Annotated in this window: 1 protein-coding gene; it reads right to left on the bottom strand. The window is 42.1% G+C overall.

The features are described 5' to 3' along the window. Window positions 1–414: 414 nt before the first annotated feature. Complete coding sequence (locus H524_RS16845) at window positions 415–2,388, bottom strand: DUF4268 domain-containing protein (RefSeq protein WP_027940331.1); 1,974 nt, start codon at window positions 2,386–2,388, stop codon at window positions 415–417. Between the last annotated feature and the right edge of the window lie 486 nt (window positions 2,389–2,874).

A 2,874-nucleotide genomic window follows, 5' to 3' on the forward strand; every position in this document is an offset into this window, starting at 1 on the left:
TTTGAACTAATAAAAAATCTTGCATCCATATAACGAACGTTGAGCGAATTGAATTTAAAACTATTTCAAGTGAACGAATTTCACCTTATCAAGCAACTGCTAAATTTCTACGAGGCTAGCAATTCCGTTGGATAAATGAATCTGAAGTACCAAGATCTGTGGCATAGCTTTATAGAAGAGCGCAATACGTAGCTCAGTAAAGAACTAGCTATATTTGAAAATACCAGGAACGTGCTACAGAGGATACTGCGGTTTATTTGATGCGCTTAAGGGCTATGGTGCCGAGATGGCGATCTTTGCGGCAGGTGTTTTGAAATGAGCAGAAAATATATGAAAAATGCAGGGCTAGACCCTGCATTTGTGCTCTGCAGCTAATTGACTGTAGCATTGCAGATACTTGGTGTTCTTTAGCTACTACTTCTTGTCGATGTATGGTGCAAGAGCCTTACGAAGGGCCACCATGGTTCTCGAAATCCATTGTGAAGCCTCGTACCAAGCATCGCGATCATTAAGATCTTTCTTTAGACGAATGCGAATAAAAGCTGTCTTACCCTTACCGCCAGAGGCCGATACTTCATCAAAGGAAATCCACTCAAAAGGCTCACCAACGACCGCAAGAATCTCATCTTTATGTGCTGAAGTAAGATCGAACAGCTCACGGTTAGAAATGCCAGCATATAAAGTGAGCTCTCCTTTCGATAGAGAATTAGATACGCCGATTTTACAGCTGCCATTACCAGTAGAGAAATCCATCCAGTAGTTATGTGATGGCTTAAGTCTTCTAAACAGTTTGGCAAATTCCTCGCTTTCAAAGGCAATGTCTTGGAACTTAGTCCAGAAGTCGAGCAAGGTTTGACCACCCTTAGTGAGGGCGACTTTAACTTTCTTATCTTCCTCTGTAGTCACGGCAGTTACTGCAGACATGTCTATGATTGCAGGAATGATTAAGTCGAAGTCTTTCTTATTAAGAGAGCATAGTTCCTCGATCATGACGAGAATAGCAATGATGGAGCTAGCTCTGTTTTGCAGCCATGCAGATCCTTGCTTACAGTAAGCAGTGATAATAGCCTGGTAGAGCTTTGGATTTGTAGCATCCTCATCAAGGTCATAACTCTTACACCAAGACTTGTAAAAAGTATCGAAGCCATTGATCTTAAAATCATCTGCAGTATCACGATCCCATCTGGTGTATACAGACTCCTTAGCGAGCAGCCTATATACCTCAGGATAGGCGATCTGTATGCAGACAAAAGCATAATTGATAACGCGTTCTACATAAGTCTTTTGTGAGGTAGCTAAATCTTCCTTATCTGCACTATCCTGCTCATACATGTATTGCAGCAAAGATAGCGTATTGAGGAGACGCTTAATTGAGCGAGGGTTGCTTCCAGTACTGTTAGCGGTAATCTCAGCTACTGCTTGAATAAAGGTGCGATCATTTTCTTCGCCTTCTTTGTCGATTACCTTAACCTGAAGATCTTCATCGGTGCAGTAGCCAATCTTCTTTAAGGATTCACCAATGTAGTCGCTAACTTTATAGCGCTCTGTAGGCATGGTGAAAGGCATCTGAATGATCTTGTCGAAGAAAGAGCGATAGGCACGCTCGTCGTTCTCATCTTTGCTACCTAACTTTGCCTTAAGACCTTTAACCACGACATTGTAGTCAATGGCAAGGACAAAGATACAGCAGTTAACCTCAAAGAAGTTCTTCAGCATCTCAAGGATCTGAACTGCAGACTCAGGATTAATACGATCCAAGTCGTCTACAAAGATCATAAAGCCACGTTTGTTCTGATCACCATCCTCACGATCTAAACGCAGACACTCATCAATAGAATTGGCAACTGCCTCACGAAACTCAGCTGGATTGAATTCCTCTTCGGCATTTTCACCATTAAACATTTCACCGATCTTATCGATGGCATCATTTACCGCAGTAGCACCGGCTAGTGTGGTGGCAACCTTTCCACTAGTCAGCGCAGCCTTAAACAGACGTGACTTGGAAATTTTCTTGAGGACATCAACTGCAGGATTAGTGTGATCGTGTAACTCAATAAATAGTGATACCTGCTTGAGCAGACCACGAATAATTGACTCAATTGATTCCTCCGGAGTACGCAAGAGCGAATACTCCCACATGTTGAGGAAAATGCCGTGAAATGGCTTATTTTTGTCTGGCGCTTTTGCCGTATCACAAAGATCGTAAAGAAGAGAGTTAATTACGGAAGTCTTACCACTACCCCACTCACCTTGGATGGCGATAGTTGTAGGCATACTTGCATGCTGTAAGAAATTAGAGAGCGCTTTAATGTATCGATTCACGCCTAAAAGGTCTGCTTCTTCGCCTGCTTTTGGACGATCAATAAGATTTGAGTTGTGATCAGCCATATATCACCTTAACAAGATCAGTAAACTTGTGCCAAAAAAATGGAACCCCTGCATCGCAGCACATTCCGACCTTAGTAAGCTTAGTGTATCTAAAAACAATATGTCACAAATTTATGCTTATTATGTGACAGACCATTCTTTATATCGCAACAAGGCTTATTTTGAAGCACTTAAGAATGTGATCACGCGTGATCTGAGCACTATCTAAGATAGGTTGAAGGCTTAAACAATCAAATATTAGGTGAAGTGATGGAGTTTTCTTGAGGCGAAAGCGACAGTTAGGTAAGAGTTCTTGGCGATTTAGGTAATAGTTCTAGGTGAGATAGGATGGTTGTTATGTGAAATGAAGCTTTTGGTATGGCCTAAAAGCGCAAAAGCCCCTGAGCTTTTGGGCTCAGGGGCTTTTGCATTAGAAAATTAAGCCTGGCGATGACCTACTCTCGCACAATCGTACGTTGCACTACCATCGGCGTCACTGCATTTCAC

It is taken from the genome of Anaerobiospirillum succiniciproducens DSM 6400 (genome assembly GCF_000482845.1).
Taxonomy (GTDB): domain Bacteria; phylum Pseudomonadota; class Gammaproteobacteria; order Enterobacterales; family Succinivibrionaceae; genus Anaerobiospirillum; species Anaerobiospirillum succiniciproducens.